General features: G+C 65.8%; 18 protein-coding genes. 17 read left to right on the top strand and 1 reads right to left on the bottom strand.

Annotation, left to right across the window (positions count from 1 at the left end):
• The 11 genes from HLH45_RS14045 to recJ all read left to right on the top strand — a co-directional run bounded on the left by HLH45_RS14045 (position 1) and on the right by recJ (position 12553).
• Entirely contained in the window at positions 1-255 is a 255-nt protein-coding gene (locus tag HLH45_RS14045; protein ID WP_008571471.1) for a DUF6587 family protein, read from the top strand.
• Between the two features lie 60 nt (positions 256-315).
• On the top strand, positions 316-816 hold the full coding sequence (locus tag HLH45_RS14050) for a hypothetical protein (RefSeq protein WP_008571472.1): 501 nt from the start codon (positions 316-318) through the stop codon (positions 814-816).
• Between the two features lie 225 nt (positions 817-1041).
• Positions 1042-2244, top strand: a complete 1203-nt coding sequence (locus tag HLH45_RS14055) for an aminotransferase-like domain-containing protein (protein WP_008571473.1) — start codon at positions 1042-1044, stop codon at positions 2242-2244.
• On the top strand, positions 2241-2960 hold the full coding sequence (locus tag HLH45_RS14060) for an MOSC domain-containing protein (protein ID WP_033478477.1): 720 nt from the start codon (positions 2241-2243) through the stop codon (positions 2958-2960). Before HLH45_RS14055 ends, HLH45_RS14060 begins: the two co-directional genes overlap by 4 nt.
• 671 nt (positions 2961-3631) lie before the next feature.
• A complete protein-coding gene (dapB, locus tag HLH45_RS14065; RefSeq protein ID WP_033478478.1) occupies positions 3632-4348 on the top strand; it encodes a 4-hydroxy-tetrahydrodipicolinate reductase in 717 nt (238 codons plus the stop codon).
• 240 nt (positions 4349-4588) lie between these two features.
• The gene (carA, locus tag HLH45_RS14070) at positions 4589-5713 is read left to right on the top strand and encodes a glutamine-hydrolyzing carbamoyl-phosphate synthase small subunit (RefSeq protein ID WP_008571476.1); all 1125 of its coding nucleotides are present in this window, start codon (positions 4589-4591) and stop codon (positions 5711-5713) included.
• Positions 5713-6156, top strand: a complete 444-nt coding sequence (locus tag HLH45_RS14075; protein ID WP_008571477.1) for a hypothetical protein — start codon at positions 5713-5715, stop codon at positions 6154-6156. The genes carA and HLH45_RS14075 overlap by 1 nt, the downstream gene beginning before the upstream one ends.
• Positions 6157-6164: 8 nt before the next feature.
• The gene (carB, locus tag HLH45_RS14080; protein WP_008571478.1) at positions 6165-9407 is read left to right on the top strand and encodes a carbamoyl-phosphate synthase large subunit; all 3243 of its coding nucleotides are present in this window, start codon (positions 6165-6167) and stop codon (positions 9405-9407) included.
• A gap of 8 nt (positions 9408-9415) precedes the next feature.
• Positions 9416-9880 carry a transcription elongation factor GreA gene (greA, locus tag HLH45_RS14085; protein WP_003486289.1) on the top strand — a complete coding sequence of 155 codons (465 nt, stop codon included), beginning with the start codon at positions 9416-9418 and terminating at the stop codon, positions 9878-9880.
• Between the two features lie 16 nt (positions 9881-9896).
• Positions 9897-10817, top strand: a complete 921-nt coding sequence (locus HLH45_RS14090) for a hypothetical protein (RefSeq protein WP_008571480.1) — start codon at positions 9897-9899, stop codon at positions 10815-10817.
• A complete protein-coding gene (recJ, locus tag HLH45_RS14095; RefSeq protein ID WP_008571481.1) occupies positions 10814-12553 on the top strand; it encodes a single-stranded-DNA-specific exonuclease RecJ in 1740 nt (579 codons plus the stop codon). The genes HLH45_RS14090 and recJ overlap by 4 nt, the downstream gene beginning before the upstream one ends.
• Positions 12554-12626: 73 nt before the next feature.
• Here recJ and HLH45_RS14100 read toward each other — a convergent pair whose 3' ends face one another.
• On the bottom strand, positions 12627-13841 hold the full coding sequence (locus tag HLH45_RS14100; RefSeq protein WP_008571482.1) for an acyltransferase family protein: 1215 nt from the start codon (positions 13839-13841) through the stop codon (positions 12627-12629).
• Positions 13842-14000: 159 nt separating this feature from the next.
• On the opposite strand from HLH45_RS14100, the gene HLH45_RS14105 reads away from it, so the two are divergent.
• The 6 genes from HLH45_RS14105 (at position 14001) to HLH45_RS14130 (ending at position 22138) form a co-directional block, all read left to right on the top strand.
• Positions 14001-14948 (top strand): LytTR family DNA-binding domain-containing protein, encoded by a 948-nt coding sequence (locus HLH45_RS14105; protein ID WP_033478479.1) that lies wholly within the window; start codon positions 14001-14003, stop codon positions 14946-14948.
• Positions 14949-15195: 247 nt separating this feature from the next.
• Positions 15196-16321, top strand: a protein-coding gene (prfB, locus tag HLH45_RS14110; protein ID WP_104613799.1) for a peptide chain release factor 2 whose coding sequence is annotated in 2 segments (ribosomal slippage) — positions 15196-15270 and positions 15272-16321 — 1125 coding nt in all. Because the reading frame shifts where the segments join, the coding sequence is not laid out codon by codon here.
• A 203-nt stretch (positions 16322-16524) separates the two neighbouring features.
• Positions 16525-18042, top strand: coding sequence for a lysine--tRNA ligase (gene lysS / locus HLH45_RS14115; protein ID WP_008571485.1), 1518 nt, complete (start codon positions 16525-16527; stop codon positions 18040-18042).
• Positions 18043-18182: 140 nt separating this feature from the next.
• Positions 18183-19319 (top strand): cyclic di-GMP phosphodiesterase response regulator RpfG, encoded by a 1137-nt coding sequence (locus HLH45_RS14120; RefSeq protein ID WP_007963604.1) that lies wholly within the window; start codon positions 18183-18185, stop codon positions 19317-19319.
• A gap of 1 nt (position 19320) precedes the next feature.
• Positions 19321-19950, top strand: a complete 630-nt coding sequence (locus HLH45_RS14125) for a hypothetical protein (RefSeq protein ID WP_033478481.1) — start codon at positions 19321-19323, stop codon at positions 19948-19950.
• 7 nt (positions 19951-19957) lie between these two features.
• Positions 19958-22138: a sensor histidine kinase RpfC gene (locus HLH45_RS14130; RefSeq protein WP_033478482.1), complete on the top strand. Its 2181-nt coding sequence runs from the start codon at positions 19958-19960 to the stop codon at positions 22136-22138.
• Positions 22139-22145: the final 7 nt, after the last annotated feature.

Here is a 22145-nt window from a genome sequence, read left to right on the forward strand (position 1 = left end):
ATGACGCTTTCGCTTACGCTGCAATACCTGGTGATCGCCATCGCAGTGCTGGTCAGCCTGTGGGTGGTGATGAAGAAACAGTTTCCCGGTGTGCTGCGTCGCCTGCGTGGCGCGCTCGCGCTTGGGCTGCTGCGCAGCGGGCGGCCGGCATGGGTGCAGGCACTGGGGCGTCGCGTAGCACCGCCTGCCGCCCAAAACGTCTCCGCCTGCGGTGGTTGCGACAGCTGCGGCCCGACACCGCCCCGCAGCCATTGACCCCCGTCGTCTGGTCTACACTTGCGCGGCCGCAGGACGCGGCCAGACAAGGGGGCGGTGATGCGTTTGCTGGTGTTGTTGGCGGTGCTGGCCGCCGTTGCGGGTCTCTATAACTATGGCGGCAACGCGCTCGACGAGAAGCAGGTGCGCGATTTCTATGCCGCGCACGACAAGGCGATGTTGAGCCAGGACGGCGAGGCGCTCTGCGCAATGACCGCGCCGGAATTCGAAATGGTGGTGCTGTACCGCATGGATTCCCATCAGCAGCGGCAGACCGCCAACCGCGAGAAATATTGCAAATCCAACGGCGAATGGGCGCAGGTGCTGCGGCAGATGAGCCACGTGGCCGATCCGGAAGAGCTGATCGACTACAAACAGTCCATCACCAAGATCGATATCGCCGCAGACGAACATTCGGCGATGGTCGAAACGCGTGCCACGCTCGGTCTGCCGGGCGTGCGCATGACCTTTCGCACACGCGACAAGGTGATCCGCAAGCGCTGGAAGACGCTCATCGCCCACAGCGAAGGCACCGCCTGGGTCGGCCCGGCGTATCAATAAGCGCAGCTGACCAAGTGACTGCGCTTGCCCCAGCGGCGCGGTCGTCGCTGGATGCGGCCTGTGCGATGCAGACAGGGCAGTTGCAATGCGCGCTCCACGGTTGGCTGGCGATTGCCGGCGACGTGCTGCCGGTCTCCCGGCTCCGTGCCGGGTCAGGCGAGCGGCCAGCGCTCCGTCGCTGCACTGCACAGCGCCGCAACCACTGGCGTTCGCTATGCTTGCGCCATGACGACTTCCTTCCAGATCTCCCGACGTGCGCAGGCGCTGACCAGTTCGGCGATTCGCGAAATCCTCAAGGTGACCGAACGGCCGGAGGTCATTTCCTTCGCTGGCGGCCTGCCGTCGCCGGCCACCTTTCCGGTGGAGCGCATGCGCGCTGCCAGCGACCGGGTGCTGCGCGACGCCCCGCAGGCGGCCTTGCAATACGGCCCAACCGAAGGTTATGCGCCGCTGCGCGAATGGGTGGCCGCGCGGCTGAGTCGCGATGGCGCCAGCATCCGGCCCAGCCAGGTGCTGATCACCACCGGCTCGCAACAAGGCCTGGACCTGCTCGGCAAGGTCTTCATCGACGAAGGCAGCAAGGTGTTGGTGGAAACGCCGAGCTACCTGGGCGCGCTGCAGGCGTTTTCGTTGTTCCAGCCCGCCTTCGTTGGCATGCCCTCGGACGAGGACGGTGTGGTGGTGGATGCGCTGGATCCGGCGCTGCTGGCCGATGCGCGCTTTCTGTACTGCCTGCCGAATTTTCAGAATCCCACCGGCCGGCGCTTGCCGCTGGCGCGTCGCCAGGCCTTGGTGGCGCGTGCTGCCGAGACAGGCGTGCCGATTGTCGAAGACGACCCGTACGGCGAGCTGTACTACAGCGGGCAGCCGTTGCCGAGTCTGTTGTCGATGAACCCCGAAGGCGTCATCTACATGGGCTCGTTCTCCAAGGTGCTCGCGCCGGGTTTGCGACTGGGTTACGTGGTGGCGCCCGAAGCGGTGTTGGGCAAGCTGATCCAGGCCAAGCAGGCGGCCGATCTGCATACCCCATCGTTTACCCAGCGCGTGGTGTACCAGACGCTGCAGGACGATTTTCTCCAGACCCATATTCCGCAGATCCGTGCGCTGTACGCGCGCCAGTGCAGCCTGATGCTGGAGGCGCTGGACCGGCACTTCCCGTCGCAGGTGCAGTGGAATCGCCCGGAGGGCGGCATGTTCTTGTGGGTGACCTTGCCGCCAGGGTTGGATGGGACCGCGTTGCTGGCGCGGGCCATCGCACGCAATGTCGCGTTCGTACCCGGCGCGCCGTTCTTCGCCACCCTGCCGCAGACCAATACGCTGCGTCTGTCGTTCGTCACCGTGCCCGGCGAGAAGATCGATGCCGGCATCCAGGTGCTGGGCGAGTTGCTGCGCGAGGCGCTGGCCGAATTGCCAGGGCTGGGTGCGTGACGATGGCGACGGCAGAGCAGGGTGCGCCGATCGCGATCAGGATCGACCACGTCGCCATCGGCAGCGCGCGCGACTTCACTCGACCTGGCAGCCGCAGTGCGATCGACAAACGTCCGCTGCAGGGAGCGGTGCAGGTCGGCCTCGAAGGCCTGGAGGGCGACGAGCAGGGCGACCGGCGCGTGCATGGCGGGCCGGACAAGGCCATCCATCATTACCCGCGCGATCACTACGCCGCCTGGCGCGACGAACTTGGTCCGCACGTGCTGCTGGAGGCGGCAGGTGCCTTCGGCGAAAACCTCAGCAGTGTGGGCGTGACCGAAGCCGATGTCTGTCTTGGCGATCGCTTCACCTTGGGCACGGCGGTGGTGGAGGTGTCGCAGTTGCGACAGCCGTGCTGGAAGCTGTCGGACCGTTTTGGTGTGCGCGAGCTGGCGCGCCGTGTACAGGAGACCGGCCGAACCGGCTGGTATTACCGCGTGCTGCAGCCGGGCAGCGTCGCGGCCGGCGACCTGCTGACCCTGCAGGCGCGGCCGCATCCGGATTGGCCGCTGTCGCGTCTTCAGCAGGTGCTGTACGCCCGTCAGGTCGATGTTGCAGCTGTCACCGCGGTATTGCAGCTGCCGCTCGTGCCGTCCTGGCGCACGCTTTTCGAACGCCGCCTGCAGCGTAGCGAAGTGGAAAGCTGGAGCAAGCGGCTGGAAGGTGTCGGCGATTAGAGCGCGTTATGCACGTTGGGATGGGGTGCGTCGGCCGCCAGCGGCACGGAGCAAATGCGGAGCGGCGCCGGCTTGGCTGGCGCCAACGCAAGCCGCGCGGCGCGCGCTCCGTGCCGCTGGCGGCCAACCCTCCGGGAAGCGCCCTGTGACGCGCCGATGCCGCGTTGCGCGCCTTGCCCAGGAGGCCAGCCTTGGTAAGGCGCACGCCTTCTTAACGCGCCACAGGACGCTTCGCGCTCACCGCAAGGCGCATAAAACGCTCTAAGCGCGGCTGACAAAGCTGCTGCGCAGTGCCAGGCGGATGTGGTCGCTGCGTCCTTGGCTAGTAGAGCACCGTTATGCGCTTGCGCCGCGCATTCCAGGCCTGGGTGACGATGGCGCGCTACGTTGCGATAGCCACGCGTAGAGCGGCCGACATCACCGCCTACATGGTTGGGTGCATGCCGGGTGCGGAGTGGGCAAAGTCCGGTTGCATTCCCGCGGTTCTCTACTTCTCAGCACCCATCCAGGAGCCGTTCGCCAGGCCTCGTCGCCCACCCCGAAGGCGACCGGTCGCCTCACCACGCAATGCCGCATCGTGCGCAATGCGGCGCCGCGGTGACGACTCGCTAATCGCAAATCCCCAATCCCGGCTATCGTGTACCACCCACATCGCCAAGCCAGCCGCCGCCATGACAACCTCTGCTGTGAAAGTTCTGATCCACGGGGCCTCCGGGCGGATGGGCAAGGCGTTGCTGCGATTGGCTGCCGAAGACCAGAGCTTGCAGGTGGTTGGCGCCGTGGTGGGCCGCTCGCCCTCCCCGCGCGTGGTCGATGGGGTGCCGTTCTTCGCTGCCAGCGAACTCGGCGGCGCGCCTGCGTTCGATGTGGCCATCGATTTCAGTCTGCCGCAGGGCTTCGCACCGATCCTGGCGTTGTGCGCACAGCGCGGCAAGCCGTTGGTGTCCGGTACTACCGGGCTCGACGAGGCGCAGCGTGCGGCCTTGCGCGATGCCGCCCAGCAGATCGCGCTGGTGTGGGCCTCCAACTTCAGTCTCGGCGTTGCGGTGCTGACAGAGCTGGTGGAGCGCGCGGCCGGCACCTTGCCGGGTTGGGACTGCGACATCCTCGAAGCGCATCACGTGCACAAGCAGGACGCGCCCTCCGGCACCGCGTTGACGCTGGGCGAAGCGGCGACCGGCAGCGGCGCGCAGCCGCGCTATGTCAGCTTGCGTGCCGGCGACATCGTCGGCGAACACACCGTGCAGTTCACCGGGCTGGGCGAGCGGGTCGAGCTGGTACATCGCGCAACCAACCGCGACATCTTCGCGCGCGGTGCCTTGCATGCGGCCAAGCGGCTGATCGGCAAGCCGGCAGGCAGCTACCGCGTGCGCGATCTGGTGCTGTAAGCACGCCTGCAGCCATGCATGAACGGTAGCCGCACGCCGCGGCCTATTCATGCCTCGGCATTGCTGCCGCGACTGCATCCGGTGCTCTTCAGACTGGCATGGCGGGGCAGTTGCCTTTACAATTCTCGCTTGCCCGAACCAGCGTCGGACCGGTCCCCAGCACCGCGTCCGCGCTTTGCTGCAACCGGAATTTGGCCGGGAGCGCATCGGAGTCCCAGGCAGCCAGAGCGAGACCCCCACGTGACCCAACCCGCAATCCTTGTCCTCGAAGACGGCACCGTGTTCGAGGGCGAATCCGTAGGCGCCAACGGGCTTTCCGTCGGTGAAGTGGTGTTCAACACCGCCATGACCGGCTACCAGGAAGTCCTGACCGATCCCTCCTACGCCCGCCAGATGGTCACGCTGACCTATCCGCATATCGGCAACACGGGCTTCACCGATCAGGACGACGAAGCCCGCAAGATCTGGGCCGCCGGCCTGATCGTGCGCGATGTGCCGCGCCGCCCCAGCAACTGGCGCAGCCAGGTGGCCTTGCCGGAATGGCTGCAGGCCCGCGGTGTAGTCGCCATCTCCGGCATCGACACCCGCAAGCTCACCCGCCTGCTGCGGCAGAAGGGCGCCCAGAACGGTGCGCTGATGGCCGGCGAGATCGACGTCGAAAAAGCACTGGAAGCCGCGCGCAAGTTCCCCGGCCTGAAAGGCATGGATCTGGCCAAGGTGGTCTCGACCGAGAAGACCTACCTGTGGACCGAGGGCCAGCTGGATCTGGATGCCAACGCCTTCGTCAGCGTGCCGGCCAAGTACAAGGTCGTGGCCTACGACTACGGCGTGAAGCTCAACATCCTGCGCATGCTGGCCGAGCGCGGCTGCGACGTCACGGTGGTGCCGGCGCGCACGCCGGTGGCTGAGGTACTGGCGCTGCAACCCGCTGGCGTGTTCCTGTCCAATGGCCCGGGCGACCCGGAGCCGTGCGACTACGCGATCGATGCGATCAAGGAATTGATCGCGCAGAAGGTGCCGACCTTCGGCATCTGCCTGGGCCATCAGTTGCTGGCGCTGGCCGCCGGCGCCAAGACGCTGAAGATGAGCACCGGCCATCACGGCGCCAACCACCCGGTGCAGGATCTGGACGGCGGCCGGGTGATGATCACCTCGCAGAACCACGGTTTTGCAGTGGATGAAAGCACCTTGCCGGCCAATGTGCGGGTGACCCATCGGTCGTTGTTCGACGGCACCAACCAGGGCATCGCGCTCACCGACGCACCGGCGTTCTCGTTCCAGGGCCACCCGGAAGCCTCGCCGGGACCGCGCGATGTGGGGCCGTTGTTCGATCGGTTCGTGGATCTGATGGCGGCACGCGCCTGATGAAAACGGGGCTGGCCTCGCTGCCGCGCACACGCCATTGGCGGGTGTTTGCGTTGGCGATGCTGGCGCTGTCCGCGTATCCGGCCTTCGTGTTGATTGCGGTGTATTCGCAGTGGCTGGGTTCGGGCCTCCCCGGCGGGCGCAACGGCCCGGCCGATGCCTACCGACACAGCCTTGCGAGCGCCATCGTCGCCTACAGCTTGTCCCCGCGTTGCGTGGATTGGGTGACTGCCGTGATGGAACGCGGTGGCGTTGGCACGCCGAGCCGCGCGATGGATGCGCATAACAACGGGATTGGCGCGCGCATCGGCGCCGCCGCTCCCAGCTGGGCCGCGATGCAGCGAGAGGTTCGCGCCGCGGTCGACCATGGCGCGATCGATGCCCGATCGCCCGACCAAATTACCTGGCTCGCCGCTACGGCGTGGCAGGACCGACTTTACTGAGGACCCCCATGCCAAAGCGCACCGACCTTAAAACCATCCTCATCATCGGCGCCGGCCCGATCGTCATCGGCCAGGCCTGCGAGTTCGACTACTCCGGCGCGCAGGCGTGCAAGGCGCTGCGCGACGAGGGTTACCGCGTGGTGCTGGTCAACAGCAATCCGGCCACCATCATGACCGACCCGAACATGGCAGACGCCGTGTATATCGAGCCGATCAACTGGCAGACGGTCGAAAAGATCATCGCCAAGGAAAAGCCCGATGCCCTGCTGCCGACCATGGGCGGGCAGACCGCGCTGAACTGCGCGCTGGACCTGGCCGACCACGGCGTGCTGGAGAAGTACAACGTCGAGCTGATCGGCGCCAAGCGCGAAGCGATCCGCATGGCCGAAGACCGCGAGCTGTTCCGCGTGGCGATGGGCGAGATCGGGCTGGATTGCCCGACGGCGGCGGTTGCCCACACGCTGGAAGAAGCGCTGGAGATCCAGACCCGCGTCGGTTACCCGACCATCATCCGCCCCAGCTTCACCCTGGGCGGTAGCGGCGGCGGCATCGCCTACAACCGCGAAGAGCTGATCGAGATCGTTGGCCGCGGCCTGGAACTGTCGCCGACCACCGAAGTGCTGGTGGAAGAATCGGTGCTGGGTTGGAAGGAATTCGAGATGGAAGTGGTGCGCGACACCGCCGACAACTGCATCATCGTGTGCGCCATCGAAAACCTGGACCCGATGGGCGTGCACACCGGCGACTCGATCACCGTGGCGCCGGCGCAGACGCTCACCGACAAGGAATACCAGCGCCTGCGCGATGCCTCGATCGCGGTGCTGCGCAAGATCGGTGTGGATACCGGCGGCTCGAACGTGCAGTTCGGCATCAGCCCGACCACCGGCCGCGTGGTCGTCATCGAAATGAACCCGCGCGTGTCGCGTTCTTCGGCGCTGGCCTCCAAGGCCACCGGCTTCCCGATCGCCAAGGTCGCCGCCAAGCTGGCCGTGGGCTACACGCTGGACGAATTGAAGAACGAGATCACTGGTGGTCTGACCCCGGCCTCGTTCGAGCCATCGATCGACTACGTGGTCACCAAGATTCCGCGCTTTGCGTTCGAAAAATTCCCGCAGGCCGATGCGCGCCTGACCACGCAGATGAAGTCGGTGGGCGAGGTGATGGCGATGGGCCGCACCTTCCAGGAATCGTTGCAGAAAGCGCTGCGTGGCCTGGAAACCGGCAAGATCGGCCTGGACCCGACCGGCCTGGACCTGAGCAGCGAAGACGACATCGCCACGCTCAAGCGCGAGCTCAAGGCACCGGGCCCGGAGCGTTTGTTCTACGTGGCCGATGCGTTCCGTGCCGGCATGACGGTGGCCGATGTGTATGCGCTGTCGTTCATCGACCCCTGGTTCCTGGACCAGATCGAAGAAATCATCAGCCACGAACAGCAGCTGGCCGACGACGGCATGGCGGCGCTGGATGCACCGCGCCTGCGCATGCTCAAGCGTGCCGGGTTCTCCGATGCGCGCATGGCGCAGCTGATCGGCAGCAACGAAGAATCGGTGCGCACGTTGCGCCGCGCGCTGAAGGTGCGCCCGGTCTACAAGCGCGTGGATTCTTGCGCCGCCGAATTCGGCACCAGCACAGCCTATCTGTACTCGACCTACGAGAACGAATGCGAGGCGCTGCCTACCGGTCGCGACAAGATCATGATCCTCGGCGGTGGCCCCAACCGCATCGGCCAGGGCATCGAGTTCGATTACTGCTGCGTGCACGCGGCACTGGCGCTGCGCGATGATGGTTTCGAAACCATCATGGTCAACTGCAATCCGGAAACCGTCTCCACCGATTACGACACCTCCGACCGCCTGTACTTCGAGCCGCTGACGCTGGAAGACGTGCTGGAAATCGTCGAGCTGGAAAAACCCAAGGGCGTGATCGTGCAGTACGGCGGCCAGACTCCGCTGAAGCTGGCGCGTGCGCTGGAAGCCAACGGCGTGCCGGTGATCGGCACCTCGCCGGACTCGATCGACCTGGCCGAAGACCGCGAGCGTTTCCAGCAGTTGGTCGACAAGCTCGGCCTGAAGCAGCCGCCGAACCGCATCGCCCGCAATGCCGAAGAAGCCTTGGTGCTGGCACGCGAAATCGGCTACCCGCTGGTGGTGCGCCCGAGCTACGTGCTGGGCGGCCGTGCGATGGAAATCGTCTACGGCGAGTCCGACCTGGCGCGCTACGTGCGCGATGCGGTCAAGGTCTCCAACGATTCGCCGGTGCTTCTGGACCGCTTCCTGGACAATGCGGTGGAAGTGGACGTGGACATCATTGCCGACAAGGACGGCAACGTGCTGATCGGCGGGGTGATGGAACACATCGAGGAGGCCGGCGTGCATTCGGGCGATTCGTCGTGCTCGCTGCCGCCATATTCGCTCTCGCCGCAGACCCAGGCCGAGCTGCGTCGCCAGGTGGTGATGCTGGCCGAAGGCTTGAACGTGGTCGGCCTGATGAACACCCAGTTCGCGGTGCAGGTCAACGAAGCGGGCGACGACATCGTGTACCTGCTGGAAGTGAACCCGCGTGCCTCGCGCACGGTGCCGTTCGTGTCCAAGGCGATCGGCATGCCGCTGGCCAAGATCGCTGCACGTTGCATGGCCGGCAAGACGCTGGCCGAGCAGGGCGCCACCAAGGAAATCGTGCCGGACTATTACTCGGTGAAGGAAGCGATCTTCCCGTTCGCCAAGTTCCAGGGTGTGGACCCGATCCTCGGGCCGGAGATGCGTTCCACCGGCGAGGTGATGGGCGTGGGCCGCAGCTTCAGCGCCGCGTTCGCACGCGCGCAGGAAGCCGGTGGCATCAAGGCGCCGCCGGTCGGCAAGGCCTTCGTCTCGGTGCGCGACCCGGACAAGCAGCGCGTGCTGCCGGTGGCGCAGGCGCTGGTGGAGCGTGGCTTCACGCTGGTGGCCACGCGCGGTACCGGTGCGTGGCTGCAGCAGAACGGGCTGAGCTGCGAAATCGTCAACAAGGTGGCCGAAGGCCGCCCGCACATCGTCGATTCGATCAAGAACGGCGAGATCGTCTACATCGTCAACACCACCGAAGGTCGCGCTGCCATTTCGGATTCGTTCTCGATCCGCCGCGAAGCGCTGCAGCATCGCGTGACCTATTCGACCACTGTCGCCGGCGCCAAGGCGCTGGTGCAATCGCTGGAATTCCGCGGCACCGGCCCTGTGTGGTCGCTGCAGGAACTGCACAAGGAGCTGGAAGCATGAGAGCACCCATGACATCGAAGGGCGCGCAGCGCCTGCGCGAAGAGCTGGAGCATTTGAAGTCGGTCAAGCGCCCGGAGGTGATCAATGCGATCGCCGAAGCGCGTGCGCACGGCGACCTGAAGGAAAATGCCGAATACCACGCTGCGCGCGAGCAGCAGAGCTTCATCGAAGGCCGCATCAAGCAGCTGGAAAGCGAGCTTTCGCATGCCGAAATCATCGATATCACCAAGTTGTCGGCCGGCACCAAGATCGTGTTCGGCGCCACGGTGACGCTGGCCGATACCGAAACCGACGAAGAGAAGCGCTACCAGATCGTTGGTGATCTGGAGGCGGACATCAAGATGGGCCTGATCGCGATCTCCTCGCCGCTGGCGCGCGCGCTGATCGGCAAGCTGGAAGGCGATTCGGTCACCATCGATGCGCCTGCCGGCCAGCGCGAGTACGAAGTCGTCAGCGTCGCCTACCTGGACTGACCGGCATCACTGCGCGATGACCACCGCCACGCTGCTGCTGCCGGAAAAACGCCGCCTGCCCGGAACCCTGGGCGACACGGCAGTGGCGCGTGCGCTTGCGCGCGCCGACGGACACAGCGCCGATGCCGGCGAAGTGGCGCAATTGCAGCGCCATTTCAGCCTGACCCCGGCGCACTGGCCAGTGGCCGCGTTGACGCGCCAGCTGGATGCCGGCGATGCCGCCGGCGCCACCTGGGTGCGCGCGGATCCGGCCTATGTGGTGCCGGACATGCAGGGTGCGCGGCTGATGGGCTACGGCGAGGCGCTCGGCCCCACCGCCGACGATCTGGCGGTGCTCTTGCCCATCCTCAAGCCGATGTTCGGCGATGCTGGCTTTCTGCTGGATGCGCCCACGCCCTCGCGTTGGTATCTGCGCCTGTCGCCGGATGCGAAGTTGCCGGACTTCGCACCGCCCGATGTCGCCATTGGCGACGACTTGTTCGAGCACCTGCCGGCCGGCGACAGCGGGCGCCGCTGGCGGGCCTTGCTGACCGAAGCGCAGGTGCTGCTGCATCAACATCCCTGGAATGAAGGTCGCGTCGCCAGCGGCAAGCCGGCCATCAATTCGCTGTGGTTCTGGGGTGGCGGCGTCCTGCCGCACGCGGTGAGTTCGCCGCATCGCCAGGTGCGCAGTCGCGAATCGCTGCTGCGCGCGCTGGCGCTGGCGGCAGGTGCCGATGCGCAGGGCGAACAACGCGTCGATGCGCTGGTGGATCTGCGTCATCTGCGTTCGCTGCAGCAGTTCAGCGACGATGCGGTGGCGCCGCTGCTGGCGGCGATGGCGCGCGGCGAACTGGATCGGCTGGTGCTGGACTTCCAGGACGGCGAAAGCGTAGCGCTCACGCATGCGCAGCGCTGGCGTTTCTGGCGCAAGCCGCGGGTGCAGCTGGCGCAATGACGTCGCCTCCGCGGATCGTCCGGCGCCCCTCCGGGCAGGCCGGCAGCTGGCCCGATACCATGTTGCCGCTGCTGCGTCGCATCTATGCAGCGCGTGGCGTCACCGATGCGCAAGGCGCGCAGCCGCGACTGGGCCAGTTGTTGTCGCCGGAATTGCTGCACAACAGCGGCGTGGCCGCCGAGCTACTGGCCGATGCGATCGCGCAGCAACGGCGCATTCTGGTGGTGGGCGATTTCGACTGCGATGGCGCCACCGCCTGCGCCGTCGGTGTGCGCGGCCTGCGCATGCTCGGTGCGCTGGATGTGCACCACGCCGTGCCCAATCGCATGGTGCACGGCTATGGCATGTCGCCTGCGTTGGTCGACGAACTGGCGGCGTTGCAGCCGGATGTGCTGGTCACCGTCGATCACGGCATCGCCTGTCACGCCGGCGTGGCCGCAGCCAAGGCGCGCGGCTGGACGGTGCTGGTCACCGACCACCACCTGCCGGGCGAGATGCTGCCGCCGGCCGATGCGATCGTCGACCCGAACCTGGCCGAAGACACCTTCCCCAGCAAGACCCTGGCCGGGGTCGGGGTGATCTTCTATGTGTTGCTCGCATTGCGCAGCGTGTTGCGCAAACGCGGCGCCTTCGCCGGGCGCGCCGAGCCGGATTTGTCGGTGCTGCTGGATCTGGTCGCAGTCGGTACCGTTGCCGATCTGGTACCGCTGGACACCAATAACCGTGCGCTGGTGTCGGCCGGATTGCGTCGCCTGCGTGAGGGCAAGGGCTGCATCGGATTGCGGGCCTTGATCGATGCCAGCGGCCGCGATGTGGCGCGGCTGAGCGCCAGCGATATCGGGTTTGCGCTCGGGCCGCGCCTCAATGCCGCCGGTCGGCTCGAGGACATGGCGCTGGGCATCGAACTGTTGCTCAGTGAAGACTGGAGCCAGGCCCGCGAGATCGCCGGCACGCTGGAAGAGATCAACGCCGAGCGCCGCGCGGTGCAGCAGTTGATGACCGACGATGCCGAGCACGCCGTCACCAAGGTGGTGCTGGATGGCGATGGTGCATTGCCGATGGCTGCGTGCCTGTTCGATGCCGACTGGCACCCGGGCGTGATCGGTCTGGTGGCCTCCAAACTCAAGGACCGCCTGCACCGCCCGGTGATCGCCCTGGCACCGGCCGAGCCGGGCAGCAGCCAGTTGCGTGGCTCGGCGCGTTCGATTCCCGGCCTGCATATCCGCGATGTGCTGGCGGCGGTGGACGCGCGGCATCCCGGGCTGATCCAGAAGTTCGGTGGCCATGCGATGGCGGCCGGGTTGAGTATCGACCATGCGGTATTGGCCACGTTCGAGCAGGCCTTCCTGGCGCAGGTGACGGCGATGGTGGATGCCTCGCTGCTGCATGCCCAATTGCACAGCGACGGCGAACTGGCCGCGCACGAACTCGATCACCTGCATGCCGAAGCGCTGCGCGTGGCCGGTCCGTGGGGGCAGGGCTTTCCAGAACCGCTGTTCGATGGTCAGTTCGAGGTGCTGCAGCACCGCGTACTCAAGGACCGCCACCTCAAGTTGACCCTGCGGTGCCCCGGGCGCGCCGAGCCGCTCAATGCCATCCACTTCAACGGCTGGCGCGGCAGCGACCCCGCGCGCTTGGTGCGGCTGGCGTATCGGTTGGTCGCCGACGACTACCGCGGCGGCACGGCGGTGCAGTTGATCGTGGAGCATTGCGAGCCGGTGACCGTCACTGGCTGATCTGCGATCTGATCGCCGCCCAGGTTTGTGACAGTCGCTTGGCGTCGTCTCGAACGTGCGATTGGCGAGAGTGTTACGACGCGACTGCCGTAACACCGAGCCGGCGCGGCGCAGCCTGCGTGCGCCCACGCAAGCCGAACAACGGCCGCAACCAACGCACCCGCCGGATCACGTACTCATGCAGCGCCAGACAGCCGATCACCGTGGCGGCGATCACCAGCGCCGGTTCCAGCCAGGCGTTCAACTGCAACGGCATCAACCAGTACAGCGCCACGATGATCAGGCTCTGATGCAGGATGTACCAGGGAAACACCGCTTCGGTGCAATAAGGCAGCCAGCGGAACGGCCGGTTCAAACGCTGCTTGGCCCAGCCCAGCAGGGTCAGCAGCGCCAGCCAGGTATAGGCCGCGCGTGCGGCGTGTTCCAGGCCTTCCCATGGCAGCGCGGCCAATGCCGGCGGCAGCTGCGCGGGCTGCACGTGCATGCCCAGATAACGAATGCCCAACTCTGTGGTAATGGCCAGCACCGCAGTGACCAGGGTGAGCCAGCGCAGTTGCACGGCCAGCTGCCAGAAGCGTTCGCTGCGTGCCAACAGATAGCCCAAGAGGAACAGTGGGAACGATTCGGCATGCACGAACCAGTCGCCCACCAACGCATGGGTCGGCGGATGGCGCGGCATCACCCACATCACGCAGAACGCTTCCCACAGGATCGGCAACACCAGCAGGGCGGGCACCACCACTGCGGCGGGAAGCGGCGGTAAGGCCGGCAGCCGCACCAGCCTGGCCAGCGACACCAGCGCCATCATGGCCACCGTGTAGGGCAGCAGGTAGGCCAGGTACCACAGGTGATTCCAGGTGATGCCGTGTTCCCAGCCATCGAAGCTGCCGGCCGGCCATGGGCGCACCTGCCAGTAGCGCAGCAGGAAGCTGCCGAAGCCGGTGGCGACCTTGCCGTTGCTCACGCCCTGGCAGTAGGCCTGCACCGCCACCACCACGAACATGCCGAACAGCAAGGGCGGCAGCAACCGCCCGCAACGACGCAACGCGAAGCGCCACGGCGCGGCTTGCGGCTGCGACAACCCGATCGCAATGCCGGAGATCATGAACAACAACGGCATGCGCCACCGGTTGAGCACGATCATCGGCCACTGCAGCCACTCGGCCGTGTGCACGCTCTTGAGGTGGAACCCCCAGTCGGACACATAGGCCATGCCCACGTGGTAGAGGATCAGCAGGGCGAAGGCGAAAACGCGCAAGGCGTCGATATCGTGGCGGCGCTCGGTCATGGTCGGTAGCTGGTGAAGAAGTGGATGCATCCTGCCCGCGGCCCCGCTCCAGCAGTGGTGTCAGGGGTGGAAAGCCGGGCCCACAGTGACCAGTCGTGCCCACCCGGGGACGAATCGGGATGGCAGGGATGGCGGTTTCGCCTTGCCGCGCAGGCCTCTATGATCGGCAGCTGCCAACAGCGGACGTGTGCAATGCAATCGACCGGGACGCGCCCGCCAATCCTCCACGACAGCGCCAGCCGCGCTGCCACACGCTGGGCGGTGGTGATCTGGTCGCTGGTGTTCTATCTGAGCGCGCTGGGCAACGTCTGGACCGCCTGGCTTGCCGCGCGCCGCGATGGCCAGCCCATCGTGGTGTGGCAGGTGCTGAGCTGGGAGCTGAGCAGCGCCACCGCAGCGCTGCTGCTGTTGCCGGCGGTGGTGTGGCTCTGCGCACGCTGGCCGTTGCATGCCGATGTCTGGGTGCGACGCCTGCCGGCGTATGTGATGGCTGCATTGGGCTGGTGGCTGCTGCATGTCGCCGGCATGGTGGTGCTGCGCATGCTGGTCTATGCCCTGGCCGGCGCACACTACGATTTCGGCGGCTGGCTGCAGTGGGTCTACGAGCTGTCCAAGGACCTGCGCACCTTTGCGCTGCTGGTGGCGGTGCAGCACACACTGGCCTGGTACGCACGGCGGCGTCAGGGCGAGGCGCACCTGCTCGCCGCACCTGACGAAGGCCCGCCAGTGGAGCCGCTGGATCGCCCGGAGCGTTTTCTGGTGCGCAAGCTGGGACGCGATTTCCTGGTCGCGACCGCCGATATCGAGTGGATCCAGGCCTCGGGCAACTACGTCAACCTGCATGTGCGCGGTCACGATTACCCGTTGCGCAGCACCATGGCGGCAATCGAGGCGAAGCTGGACCCGGCCGTGTTCGTGCGCATCCACCGCAGCTATCTGGTCAATCTGGGGCAGGTGCAGGCGATCGAGCCGTCCGATTCCGGCGACGCGCGCGTCCATCTGCGCGATGCCAGCGTGCTGCCGTGCAGTCGCAGTCACCTGGCAGGTCTGCGGACCCATGCCGGGCAGGGCGCTGCTGCTCCGAGACCTGACGCACTGGTGGTCTAACCCCTGCTGCGCGCCCGGGGTGACCAGCGTCTGGTCCCAACTTCGTCCCTGGCCCAGGCGCCGCCAGGTCGCAGCTGCTGCGACACCGACGCGCGACGGTGGCCATCGACGGAACCTGCGTTCGCGCGTGGCAGCCAGGCGCCTGGGGTGTGGCGGGTATTGCAGTGCGCGCGGCCACGGTTCCACCGCGTTCCGCCGTCGCCGCCCGCTTGCTAAACTAGCCTGCTTGTTTTGCCGGAAGTCCGTCATGATCGAAACCAATCCGATCCGCCAGCGCATCACCGATCTCAACGATCGCGTGCTCTCGCTCAGGGGGTATCTTTGACTACGACGCCAAGAAAGAGCGTCTAGAGGAAGTCAGCCGGGAGCTCGAAAGCCCGGATGTGTGGAACGACGCCGAACGCGCGCAGGCCCTGGGCCGCGAGCGGTCGATGCTGGAAAAGACCGTGATCGGCATTGCCGATGTGCTGTCGGGCCTGGCCGATGCGGGCGACCTGCTGGAGCTGGCCGAGAGCGAACAGGACGAAGACACTGCGTTGGCGGTGATCGCCGATCTGGACAACTACCAGGCGCATGTCGAAAAGCTGGAATTCCAGCGCATGTTCTCCGGCCAGATGGACAGCGCCAATGCGTTCGTCGACATCCAGGCTGGCGCCGGCGGCACCGAGGCGCAGGACTGGGCCGAAATCCTGCTGCGCATGTATCTGCGCTGGGCCGAATCGCGCGGCTGGAAAACCGAGCTGATGGAAGTCTCCGGTGGCGAAGTGGCGGGCATCAAGTCGGCCACCGTGCGCATCGAGGGCGAATACGCCTACGGCTGGTTGAAGACCGAGATCGGCGTGCACCGGCTGGTGCGCAAGTCGCCGTTCGACTCGGACAATCGCCGGCACACCAGCTTCACCTCGGTGTTCGTGTCGCCGGAAGTGGACGACAACATCGAGATCGACATCAACCCGGCCGACCTGCGTACCGACGTGTATCGCTCCTCCGGTGCCGGTGGTCAGCACGTCAACAAGACCGAATCGGCGGTGCGTATCACGCACATCCCGACCAATACCGTGGTCGCTTGCCAGACCGGTCGCAGCCAGCACCAGAATCGCGACAACGCGATGAAGATGCTGGCCGCCAAGTTGTACGAACTGGAAGTGCAGAAGCGCAACGCCGAGAAGGACGCCTTGGAAGCGACCAAGTCCGACATCGGCTGGGGCAGCCAGATCCGCAATTACGTGCTCGACCAGAGCCGCATCAAGGACCTGCGCACCGGCATCGAACGCAGCGATACGCAGAAGGTGCTCGACGGTGACCTGGACGAATTCGTCGAGGCCAGCCTGAAGGCCGGTCTGGCAGCAGGGTCCAAACGCCTGGACGCCTGACCGCCGCGCCAGGTCGCCGTTGCGACGGCATCCTGGCACATCGCTGCAGTGCCTGTGACGCAGCGTTGCGAATGCGATGCGGCTTTCGGGTAACCCGGTGACCGCGTGCCTTCGTCACGTCATCGTTGTAAATAAGCGTGCCGGCACCGCCGGTTCCTCATTCCCCCGGGCACCCGCCCGACCCAAGCAGACCGATCCCCGCCATGACCGAGCAGACCCCCGCGCCGCAGATCCCCGCCGACGAGAACAGCCTCATCGCCGAGCGTCGCGCGAAACTGGGCGCGTTGCGCGGGCAGGGCATCGCCTACCCGAACGACTTCGTGCGCGAACACTTCGCCGGCGACCTGCAGGCAGAATTCGCCGACGCCGACACCTGGACCCCTGAAGCGCTGGAAGCCAGCGGGCGCACGGTCAGGATGGCTGGCCGCCTGATGGCCAAGCGGGTGATGGGCAAGGCCAGCTTTGCGCAGATCCAGGACGAATCCGGGCGTGTGCAGCTGTTCCTGCAGGGCAATGTGCTCGGCGATGCCTATACCGCGTTCAAGGGCTGGGATGTGGGCGACATCGTGGCGGTGGAGGGTGGGCTCACCCGCACCAAGACCGGCGAACTGTCGGTCAAGGCCGGCGCGCTGCGCCTGCTGACCAAGTCGCTGCGCCCGTTGCCGGACAAGTGGCATGGCCTGTCGGACGTGGAGCAGCGTTACCGCCAGCGGTATGTCGACCTGATCGTGACGCCCGAAGCGCGCGAGGTCTTCATCAAGCGCTCCAAGATCATCCGCGCCATGCGCGCCTGGCTGGACGCGCGCCGCTTCCTGGAAGTGGAAACGCCGATGATGCATTACATCCCCGGCGGCGCCACGGCCAAGCCGTTCACCACCCACCACAATGCGCTGGACCTGGATCTGTACCTGCGCGTTGCCCCCGAGCTGTATCTCAAGCGTCTGGTGGTCGGTGGACTGGAGCGTGTCTACGAGATCAACCGCAACTTCCGCAACGAAGGCGTGTCGACCCGGCACAACCCCGAGTTCACCATGCTCGAGCTCTACGAGGCCTATGCCACGTACCACCAGATCATGGACCTGACCGAGCAGGTGATCCGAGACACCGCACAGACGGTGCTGGGGACCACCCAGGTGAGCTGGGATGGCGCCGATATCGATCTGGCGCCGGCTTTCCGGCGCTGGCGCATGGATGAGGCCGTTCGCCACCACAATCCGGAGATCAGCGCCGCCGACTGCACCGACCGGGAGGCGCTGCTGCGCCATTGCGAGCGGCTGAAGATCCGGGTCAAGCCGTCCTACGGCTGGGGCAAGCTGCTGCTGGAGATCTTCGAAGCCACCGTCGAGCACACCCTGGTGCAGCCGACCTTCATCACCGACCACCCGGTCGAAGTGTCGCCGCTGGCGCGTTCCAGCGACACCGAGCCGGGGTACACCGACCGCTTCGAGCTGTTCATCAACGGCAAGGAGCTGGCTAACGGCTTCTCCGAGCTCAATGACCCCGAAGACCAGGCCGCACGTTTCCAGGCGCAGGTGCAGGCCAAGGACGGTGGCGACGACGAAGCGATGCATTTCGATGCCGATTACATCCGTGCGTTGGAGTACGGCATGGCGCCGACCGGCGGCCTGGGCATCGGGATCGACCGTCTGGTGATGCTGCTGACCGGCAGCACCTCGATCCGCGATGTCCTGCTGTTCCCGTATATGCGTCCGGAAGCCTGATTTTTTTGTGCCGGCGGTGTGCCGACGGCACAGATACTGCATATGCTAGGGCGGAGCCTCGAACAGCGTATCGTTCGGGGGAGTCGGCACAGGGGCCGGCGTCATCGCTTTTCCGTTCTCGAGATAGAGGAGCAACGGCTATGCAGGATGTTTTAGGGGGTCCGGGCGGCGCATTGTCGACGGATACATGGGGAAGCTGGGCGGAAAAGGCGGATCTGGGATTGAACATCGTCATTGTCGATGACCAGATGTCCGCGCGAACGATGCTGCGCCATGTCATCGAGGACATTGCGCCGGAGCTCAAGGTCTACGACTTCGGCGATCCGCTCGACGCCCTGGCCTGGTGCGAAGCCGGGCGCGTGGACTTGTTGCTGCTGGACTACCGCATGCCGGGCATGGACGGTCTGGAATTCGCGCGTCGGCTGCGCCGGCTGCCCAGCCATCGTGATATTCCGATCATCCTGATCACCATCGTGGGCGATGAGCCGATTCGTCAGGCGGCGCTGGAAGCGGGCGTGATCGACTTCCTGGTCAAGCCGATCCGTCCGCGCGAGTTGCGGGCGCGCTGCTCCAACCTGCTGCAGCTGCGCCAGCAGAGCGAAAGCGTCAAGCAACGCGCGTTGTCGCTGGAGCAGCGCCTGCTGGCCAGCATGAACGAGGTCGAAGAGCGCGAGCGCGAAACCCTGTCGCGGCTTGCGCGCGCGATCGAGTATCGCGATTCGGGCACCAGCGCGTTCCTGGAGCGCATGTCGCACGTGGCCGGCCTGATCGCCGAGCAACTGGGGCTGTCGGAAGAGGAGGTGCGCATCATCGAGATGGCCGCACCGCTGCACGACATGGGAAAGATCGCCATTCCCGATTCGGTGCTGCTCAAGCCCGGCAAGCTTACCGATGACGAAATGAGCGTGATGCGGCGCCATCCGCGCATCGGCTACGAGCTGCTCAGCGGCAGCCAGAACCGTTTCATCCAGGTCGGCGCGTTGATTGCGCTGCGTCATCACGAACGTTATGACGGCACCGGTTATCCGGATGGCCTGGTCGGTGAGGCGATTCCGCTGGAAGCGCGCATCGTTGCAGTGGCGGATGTGTTCGACGCCTTGCTGTCGCCGCGCCCGTACAAGGAGGCCTGGACCATGGACGCCGCGCTGGCCTATCTGTATGCCCAACGTGGCCGCCTGTTCGACCCGCGCTGCGTGGATGCCTTGTTGCGCGGCCGCGCGCAGTTGGAGCAGATCTGTGGCGAGTTCTCCACCGCATCGGCGCGACCCGGGGTGTGAGGTGAGGGCGGCGCTTGCCCAGCTGCGTCGGCGACTCGCACGGCGCCCCGACAGCGAGCACGGTCAGGCGGTGGTGCGCATCGTGATGCTCTGGCTGATCCTGGCCTACACGCTGGTCTGCGCCCCGCATTGGCAACTGAGCGATGACCATCTGCAGCGATTGCTGTGCCTGGTCGCGATCGGGCACGGTGGGGCATTGCTGCTGTTTGCGTGGATCGTTGCGAAGCCGCGGCCCTCGCACCTGCGCCGGACGCTCGGCATGCTGGCGGACTATGGCCTGCTCAGTCTGGCGATGACCTGGTTCGCCGCTCCGATGGCCTGCCTGTACGTGGTGGTGATGTGGGTCACGATCGGCAATGGCCTGCGCTTTGGCAGGCATGCACTGCACTCGGCGGTGGCCATGGCTATGCTTAGTTTCGGGGCGACGCTTGCCAATAGCCCGTATTGGCAACAGCGGATCGAGCTCGGGATCGCCCTGTTGGCGGCGCTGGTGGTCATTCCTCTGTCGTTGTTGCGGCTGATGCAGGACAGTGCCGATGCCGCTGCGCGTATCGCCGCGTATGCCCATGGCGCCGATGCTGCAGGACCGCGCGGCCCACTTTCATCCCCATCGAAGCGACCGCAGGTCTGAGGCGTCTATGAAGTCTCCATTGCCATGGTTGAAGCGGCGTCTTTCGGGGCGGGCGGATTCGGAACACGCGCAGAACCTGATCCGCATCATCATCACCACGCTGTTCATTTCTTACCTGGGGTGGCGCTACCACCACACCCATGGCGATACGCTGATGGCCACCTGGTTGATCCTGGTCGGCGAGCTGGTGGTGTCGCTGGGGCTGATGGTGGCGATCCTGCTGCGGCCGCACGTGTCGCACACGCGGCGCCTGATCGGCATGGTGCTCGACTACACCTGCACCGGCGCAATCATGGCAATCCAGGGCGAACCGGCTTCGCCGCTGTATGCGGTCTGCATGTGGGTGACCATCGGCAATGGCTTGCGCTACGGCAGTCCCTATCTGCGTGCCGCCACGGCGATGGCCAGCCTGAGTTTTCTCAGCGCGATCCTGATTTCGCCTTACTGGAAGGCCAATCCCTATCTGAGCTGGGGATTGTTGCTGGGCTTGATCGCCGTGCCGCTGTACTTCGACTCGTTGTTGCGTGCGATGACGCGCGCGGTACGCGAGGCGCGGCATGCCAACCAGGCCAAGAGCCGTTTCCTGGCCAATATGAGTCACGAATTCCGCACCCCGTTGAATGGGTTGTCGGGTATGACCGAAGTGCTGGCCACCACGCGTTTGGATGCAGAGCAGAAGGAATGCCTGAATACCATCCAGGCCTCGGCGCGCAGCCTGCTGTCGCTGGTGGAAGAAGTGCTCGATATTTCTGCGATCGAGGCGGGCAAGATCCGCATCGATCGCCGCGATTTCTCGCTGCGCGAGATGATCGGCTCGGTCAACATGATCCTGCAGCCGCAGGCCAAGACACGCGGACTGGATTACGCTATCGAGGTGGCCACCGACGTACCGGACCTGCTCAAGGGCGACACCGGCCATCTGCGCCAGGTGTTGCTCAACCTGTTGGGTAATGCGGTCAAGTTCACCGAGCACGGGCATGTGCTGCTGCGGGTTGCGCGGGTTTCCGGCAATGGTGCCGACACGATGCGGCTGCGTTTCGATGTCGAAGACAGCGGCATCGGCGTGCCGATGGACATGCGTCCGCGCCTGTTCGAGGCGTTCGAGCAAGCGGACGTGGGTTTGTCGCGCCGCTATGAAGGCACCGGCCTGGGGACCACGATCGCCAAGGGCCTGGTCGAGGCCATGGGCGGCGCGATTGGCTTTGCGCCCAATCCATCCGGCGGCAGCGTGTTCTGGTTCGAGCTACCGCTGGAGATCGGCGTATTGGAGACGGCGGCGCCGGCTCGCTCGCCAGTCGGGGCGCTGCTGGAGACTCCCGACGAGCTGGAAGCCTCCAACGTCATCGCCTTTTCCAACCCGTTCCTGCGTCACCGCGCGCGCGTGCGCAGCATGCGCATGCTGGTGGCCGACGACCATGAAGCCAATCGCATGGTGTTGCAGCGATTGCTGGAGAAGGCAGGGCATAAGGTGGCGTGCGTCAACGGCGCCGAGCAGGTGCTGGACGCGATGGCCGAGGAGGATTTCGATGCGGTGATCGTGGATCTGCATATGCCGGGCATGAGCGGCCTGGACATGCTCAAGCAGTTGCGCGTGATGCAGGCCAGCGGCATGCGCTACACCCCGGTGGTGGTGCTCAGTGCCGACGTCACGCCAGAAGCGATCCGCGCCTGCGAACAAGCTGGCGCACGCGCGTTCCTGGCCAAGCCCGTGGTGGCTGCCAAGCTGCTCGATACGCTGGCCGAACTCGCCGTCAGCACCCGTGCGCTGGCGACGCCGGCGACGGTGGTGCAGGCATCGACCAGTTTCGAAGGCGTGCTCGATGCCAGCGTGCTGGACGAACTGGCGGCGTTGGGCATGGGCGAAGAATTCGAACGTCAGTTCGTCCGGCAGTGTCTGGATGATGCGCACAACTGCGTGGGCGCGATCGAGCGCGATGGCACGCGCTCGGATTGGGAGCAATTGCGCGAAAGCGCCCACGCATTGCGCGGCGTTGCCAGCAATCTGGGGCTGGCCCAACTGGCCGGCAGTGGCGGTGAGCTGATGCGCATGGCCGATTGGCAGCTGCAGGCCGAATGGCGACAGCGGCTGTCGGCGTTGCGCGACCAATTGCAGACCGGAAAGGATGCACTCGCCGCGCGCGTACAAAGCGCCAACGACGACGAGCGCTCCCCCCGGAGTAGTGAATAGCCCGCCG

This window comes from Xanthomonas euvesicatoria, assembly GCF_013112235.1.
Lineage (GTDB): Bacteria > Pseudomonadota > Gammaproteobacteria > Xanthomonadales > Xanthomonadaceae > Xanthomonas > Xanthomonas euvesicatoria.